The organism is Frankia sp. AvcI1, assembly GCF_001420875.1.
In the GTDB taxonomy this organism is placed as follows: Bacteria; Actinomycetota; Actinomycetes; order Frankiales; family Frankiaceae; genus Frankia; species Frankia alni.
The window spans coordinates 1-6,573 of the sequence record NZ_LJFZ01000066.1 but is presented as its reverse complement, the minus strand read 5'-3'; the positions used below and the strand labels follow the sequence as shown (position 1 = coordinate 6,573).

The 6,573-nt window shown below is 71.1% G+C and carries 1 protein-coding gene and 3 pseudogenes; 1 reads left to right on the top strand and 3 read right to left on the bottom strand.

Annotation, left to right across the window (positions count from 1 at the left end; genetic code table 11):
- Window positions 1-3,147: 3,147 nt before the first annotated feature.
- The 3 genes and pseudogenes from UK94_RS72325 to UK94_RS31615 form a co-directional block, all read right to left on the bottom strand.
- A pseudogene (locus UK94_RS72325) lies at window positions 3,148-3,336 on the bottom strand (ATP-binding protein); the annotation flags it as partial.
- Window positions 3,337-5,123: 1,787 nt separating this feature from the next.
- Window positions 5,124-5,334: pseudogene (locus UK94_RS72320) on the bottom strand (SAM-dependent methyltransferase); the annotation flags it as partial.
- Window positions 5,335-5,342: 8 nt separating this feature from the next.
- On the bottom strand, window positions 5,343-5,930 hold a 588-nt coding region (locus UK94_RS31615), incomplete at its 3' end, for an SAM-dependent methyltransferase (RefSeq protein WP_235490907.1).
- 410 nt (window positions 5,931-6,340) lie between these two features.
- Between UK94_RS31615 and UK94_RS31610 the strand changes: the two are divergent.
- A pseudogene (locus UK94_RS31610) lies at window positions 6,341-6,573 on the top strand (hypothetical protein); the annotation flags it as partial.

Below are 6,573 nucleotides of genomic sequence, written 5' to 3'. Positions count from 1 at the left end.
TTCCGACCTACCCGATCAAGGTAGATCGATCCTGGTCCACCTCTGGCTTACACAGTCGTCATGACACGCCCCAGAACCTCGCCGGCCACTCCGAGGTTGAACGCCACCTGCAAGACCCCGGCGGCCCGACGTCCACGAGTCTCGCCCAAGACCGCGGTGAACTGCTCGTCATCGAGGTGCAGCTCGGCGAGCAGCAGGTTCACGTATGTGTCGGCCTCGGGGGCGGCCAAGGGAGGGATGACCACCTTGATCTGGAGCATCTTCTCCAGGTAGTTCGCACCGATCCCGCCACCACCAGGCTGCTGTAGCTGCGGGTACCGCGAGTCGATCGCGGACTCGACGACCGCCTGATTCGCCGCGATGACATAAGNGGTCTTCGGNGTGTTCAGGAAGAGCCGGATCGCCTCGAACGTGTCCACCACCGTTCCCGGTAGGCACCGGTCGAGGTCGTCGATGAACACCACGACAGCGTCCGTCCCGTCCAACGATGCGACGAGCTCCGCGAACTCGGCACGAAAACGGCCAGCATCAAGGCGCGCTCCTCCTCGATCATCGTCCTCCCCCGTCGCGTCCTGCGGCTCTTCCAGGAGCCGCCCGGCCCCGCCCGCTACCCCTGCCAGCATCCCTTCCGCCAGCGTCGGGTCGATATCGGGAAGCACGGTCGGGAGCAGGAGCGGCGCGGCAGTCAGCGCCAGNCGCCCGCCCTTGCGTCCCCACTGGCCCAGATTCTGGACGAAACCACGCAGCCTGGACACCTGCTCCTGCTGCGCCTTCTCGGTCGTCCTCTGGCTGNCCTCGTCGAGGACCTTCGTCATCAGGGCGACCTTGACATCGTCATAGTCCTCGTACTGCCACGGACTGAACTCGACGCAGGCATAGCAGGACTGCGTCTCGTTGCCGGCGCGGATCTCCAACAGCTCCTGCTGCGTGATCTTCATCAGGCTGCTCTTGCCCGAACCCCAGTCCCCGAGGAGGCCGACCGTTAGCGGAAGCAGCCGAGGCTCGGTGAGGGCGACGACAAGCGCGTCCACCAGAAAGTCGAAGCCGAGAAGATCAACATCTGTTTCGTTGTCCGCCCACATCCCCCGCTCCGTCCGCCATCACTACCCGGGCCGTGCATCCGCTGTGGCCCAAGGCGAACAACGAGGATAGATCGGGTTCGGCAACCCCGTGGACCTGGCCCCCGCCCGCGAGGACGGTTTGGCGGCTGACGCGTCCGGGTGCTGCCTGCTCCGCACGCGTCGGGCGGTCGCCGACCCGCCGCCAGCTGGCCGACGACCGCACTGGCGGCGAGGGCGGCACCCGCGATCCCGAGACCGGTCGCACCCGCCCCGAAGGTGTCCATCACCAGCAGCGGCACGAGCACCGTCTGAAACGGCATGAGCCGCACACTGGCGATCGCGGTGACCGTAAACAGCACGTGGAGATCACCGCGCTGGGTGAGGTAGGCGAGTCCGGCGCGGGCCTGACCGGGCACCCGCGGCACCGGCGGAGCCGGATACATCTCCTCGCGGCGCATCGCTGCGAGCGCCACCAGCACCGCCGCGAACGAGACCGCGTTGGCCCAGCAGGCAGCGGCCACCCCCAGCCCAGCGATCACGACCCCGGCGAGCGCGGACCCGACCACTCGCCCGGAGGTAAACGCCGCGCTGTTCAGCGCGACCGCGGACGAACGCAACGGTCCATCCACGATCTCCGCCAACAACGACTGCTGCAATGGATTGGAGACCACCGTGCTCACCCCGAGCCCGGCCGCCAGCAGGTACACCTGCCACACCGCACCCCCAGCCAGCGCCACCACGCCGAGGAACACCGCCAGCATCGCCNCAGCGACCTGCTCGGCGGCCATCGCCCGACGCCGGTGTGCCAGCCGATCCACCCACACGCTGGCGTGGACGCCGCCCAGCGCTGTCGGCGCGAACTGCACGGCCACGGTGATCCCCAGCGCCGTGCCCCCGCCCCCCAGATGCAGCACCAGATAGTCCTGCGCGACCCGCTGCATCCAGGTACCCACATGCGAAACGCATTTCGCCATGAAGTACAGCCGGAAATTCCGGTTGGTTAATGCCGCGAAAGCACCGTCCACCGCACCCCCGATTCGGCTGATTCATTCCGACGGGCAGGAAANCCAGCCCCGATCGCTCCCGGGGGCGGGCTGCTGCTCTGGGGCCAGCGCGGCGGTGCACCGTTCTGGCCGGCGTTGCGCGAGGTCGGCTCCGGTGCGCTGACCTTCGCCACCGCGCCGGTCGGGCCGCTATCCCTGGGCATCGTCGTCCTGGTCGCGGCCGGTCCGAGCGTTGCGGACCGCGGTGACTGCGCGGCTGATCGCGGAGGCGAGAATGTCGGCCTCGTCGAGGGTGAAAGCGTCGTCGTCCGGTTCGCCGGCGCCGCCGAGGCCGAGGGAGATCACCGGCTGGTAGACCGCCCCCGCGGTGACGTACTGCTCGACCCGCACCGCGAAGGCGGTCTCCCCACGGAGCCCGGGGATCTCCGGCAGGTCGATCAGGGCGATCTCGGCGGTGTGGTAGTCCCCGGGACCGTCAGTCTCCACGTGCAGGTGCCCGGCGGACTGNTGGCACCAGGGTGGGCAGGCGAAGTCGTCGGTCATGGGAGTGCTTCTCCGTTCGAGGTCGGTAGGGCGGGCCGGTCGGATCGGGTTGGCGTGGCGTCACGTGTCCAGTCGTTCAGGGCGCGCAGGCCGTCGATCACCCGTTGCAGCAGTACGAGGTCGACGGCGTCCGGGTCCAGGTCCGGTGCGTTCCCGCTGATAGGCATGTCGGGGCTACGCCGTGGCAGGCCCGGCGAGTCCGGCGGGGTGTCCGTGACGGGACGGGCGGGTGAGGTGCCGTGGGGCAGGATCGCCCAGGCGACCTTGCCGTTCGTCCGATGGCCGCCGTCGGTGTCCTGGACACGGACCCGGTAGCAGCCCGAGTCCCGGGCCAGGGCCGCCACCAGGTGCAGGCCGCGGCCGTTCTCCGCGTCGGGGTCGGCGGCCCGGAGAATCGGAACGTCCGCTACGCCGTCCCACACCTCGACGATCACGTTGTGGTGGCCGTAGGTGAGGCNCACCGCGACCCGAGACACCGCAGCGTCGTCACCGTGCTGGTCTCGTGCTCGCAGGCTGGCGATGAGGGCGTTGCTGGCCANTTCCGACACCACCAGGACAGCGGGATCGATCAGCTCGCCGAGCCCCCACTCGTGGAGCTGTGCTGCGAGGTCGCGGCGGGCGGCGCCCGCGGAGCGGGGGTCCGTGGGGTAGTACCAGACCCGGTGCGGCAGGTGGTGGGAGGGAGCGGCGGGCTTGGTGGACGGGGTGGCGGCGAGGACGGTGGTCATACGGCTCTCCGGGCGGGGGGATCGGGGCGGCTCTCGGGCCCGAAAGGCTTGCCTATGTCCGTCGACGGCGCGGCGGGGGGACGGCCATGAGGAAGGCCGTGCGGAAGCGGCGCAGCCGGTGGATCGACCGGCCGGTGCCCCTCGTCGGCGGCGGCGGGCGCCGCGATGCCGCAGGGCGGAACCGGCACGGGAGTGACGTCGTGTACGAGAGCGAGGTTGTTTTCGGCGAGGAGCACGATTCGGCACGGCCATCCGCACCCACAGCTGTCGCATCGGCCGTCGTTCCTGACGTGCGCGTCGAGGAGGCGAACCGCCGTGCAGCGAAGCCGCTCGAAGGCACGGTCCGGCGGGTGAAGATCCCCGTCGTGCGTGCGCCGGTCCATCCGCCGCTCGGTTATGATCACCGGGCCGTGGGCGCGCGGCCGGCGGCGAGGAGCAGTGAGGCCGCAGGCAGCGGAGCGGGGGCGGCGCGGGAGGTGAGCGGTGACCGGGTGTCCGGTACTCGGCTCGGAGACGTGGTGACCATGGGGCGGGCCTTCTCCAGACAAGGGTGGGACGGCGTGATCAGCGGGGTGGGGTTGTCTGCGCCGGGTCGGAACCGGCGCGGCTGGTCGGGTCGGCGGCGAGGGCGCTGAGGGTGGCGTTCAGCGCCGCGTCGGCGCCGTGGCGGCGCAGTGTCCGGGTCAGAACATCGAGACCGGCCAAGGCCGGCAGCGGACGGCGCGGCAGGCCGGACAGGAACGGTTCGAGCGGCAGGGCGTCGGCGGACAGCGTCAGGGCGGTGGCGACGGTGTCGTACACGGTGGCGGCCCAGATCGTGAGCACCGCGGCCAGCCAGCCTCGCCATTCACCGCGACGGGTGGCGAGCCGCCCGGCCAGCCACGCTTCGACGCCTTCGACGATCTCCGAGCGGATCGGTGGCGGGCAGTCGAGGGCTATCAGGTGCAGGTGGCCGAGCAGCGTTCCGGTGTCCGCGGGTTCCCCGCCAGGGCCGAGTGCGGGCGAGACCAGCACAGCNCCAGGCGCGCTGGCGGGGTAGAGCACGTGGGTCGGGGTGAGGGCGCCGAAGGCGACGCCGGCGCGGGCGAGCAGCACCGGGTCCAGCGCGGAGGCGAGCCGTGCGAGCCGGGCCGCGAGGCTGCGCGTGAGTGCCTTGGCCTCGCTGACCTCGCCGGCGTACGGGGGCTGCGGGTGGAGGTGGTCGGTCGGGTGGCTCAACGCCTCGGTGACCACGCGGGGAAGGGCGCGGGGGCCGGTGGGCGCGGCGGCCTGCCGCAGCGGCCCCGCCGGATCGCGGTGCAGTTCGGTGAGGTCGTCCATCAGCGTCATCAGCAGCTCGGTCAGCACCGCCGGCCGGGCCTGGACCCGGCCGGCCAGGCTCGTGCCCGTCACCCAGCGGGTGAACAGCACCCCGTCCGCCGTCGCGGCCGGTGCCGCGATCCGCAGGCCGCTGTAGACGGCCAGCGCCGTGAGCTGCTCGGCCTCCTGGTCAGTCCTGTCGGCCCGCGGCCCGTCGTCGCCGGTCAGCACCGCGGTGAGATCGCCGTGGTCGCCGCGCACCACGCTCGCCAGCGTTGCCCCCCTCGGGTGCAGCGTCGCGCACAGCGTCTCGCCGTCGACCTGCACCCGGCGCACCACCGCACTGCCTCCCGTGACCATCGGCCCGAACGCCACCTGCGCCTGCGGCCACAGGTGGGCGGTCGCGGCGGCGATCCGCCCTTCGGCGTAGGCGAGAAGGCGGGTGACGTCGCCGTCCGACCAGCACGCCGAACAGCCGGACAGNGGGCTCACCGGATGCGCCCGATACCGGCGTAGATCGGCAGCCGATCCTCGGACGTTGCCGTCCGGGACTGCTGCCGGTCGTCGGCCCAGCCGGGAAGGAGGACCACGCCGGGCTCGATCAGGTCACAGTCGTCGAAGAACCGCAGGACCTCGGTCCGGCTCCGCAGCCGGAACGGCGCCGTCGTGCGCCGGTACAACGTCGCGGCATCGGTGACGNCCTCGGNCTGTCCGTCACCGGTGGCATGGGTGAGCACCAGGTAGCTGCCCGCGGGGAGCGCGTCCCGCAGCGCGCCGATCAACCGTTCCGGGTGGGCGTCGTCGTCGAAGAAGTGCAGGATCGCGACCAGCAGAAGCCCGACCGGTTGGGACAGGTCGAGCAGCCCGGTGACGTCCGGGTGCTGGAGAATCTCCTCGGGACGGTGGAGATCGCCTTCGATGGCGACCGCGGCGGGCGTGCGCGCGAGGAGGATCTGGCTGTTCGCGACGGCGACCGGGTCGTTGTCGACGTAGGCGACCCGCGCGTCCGGCGCGACGCCGTAGGCGACCTCGTGGACGTTGCCCATCGTCGGCATGCCCGAACCGATGTCGAGGAACTGGCGGATACCCGCCGGGCCGGCGAGGTAGCGCACCGCCTCGCCCAGGAACGCCCGATTGACCCGCGCGGCCTGCTGGATTTGCGGCCACGCCTGCGTCAGCTTCGCTGCGGCGTCACGGTCGACGGCAAAGTTGTGGGCGCCGCCGAGCAGGTAGTCGTAGATCCTCGCAATGTTGGGATCGTCATGTCCGGTGGACTCGAAGCCGTCGGCGGTCATCACGCAGACCTCGCCGCCAGCCGGTCCGCGCCGGCCGGGGTGACGCACGCTCGTCGACGCTCTCCCTTNCTCGCCGCGTCGGATCTGGGCTTGGCGTCGAAGGCGGCGTCGGGGAGCGCGGCCGTCGCGGGGGCGGTCCTCATCATAGGAACAGACCTCACTGAGAGTAGACATCGGGGAACCGCTACCACCATCGCCCTGACAAGGACGACGGACATTCCCGCCAGCCCGAAGAAACAGTTCCGCTCCCCGCACCCCCTCCGACCTGGAGTAACACCCCCCGGCAGGGTGCATTAATTCGGGTCGCACGCCCCCTCTTGCTTCCCGAGGCGTGATCGCACGACTACCGTGGACCTGTCCCGGATGGAAAGGGGGATCACGGTGACGGGGAAGAGGGGCGCGGCGTCGTCATGAGTAGGCCGAGCCGGCGGGTGGAACAGGACGCGCTGCGGGAACGGATGCGCGCGGTCGGGATGAGCCACGACGAGATCGCCGTCGAGTTCACCCGCCGCTACCGGCTACGCCCCCGCACCGCCCACCGGCAGGCCCGCGGCTGGACCCAGCAGCAGGCCGCCGACCGCATCAACGCCCACGCCGCCCGCACCGGCCTCGACCCCGACGGCGCCGCCACCATGACCGTCCC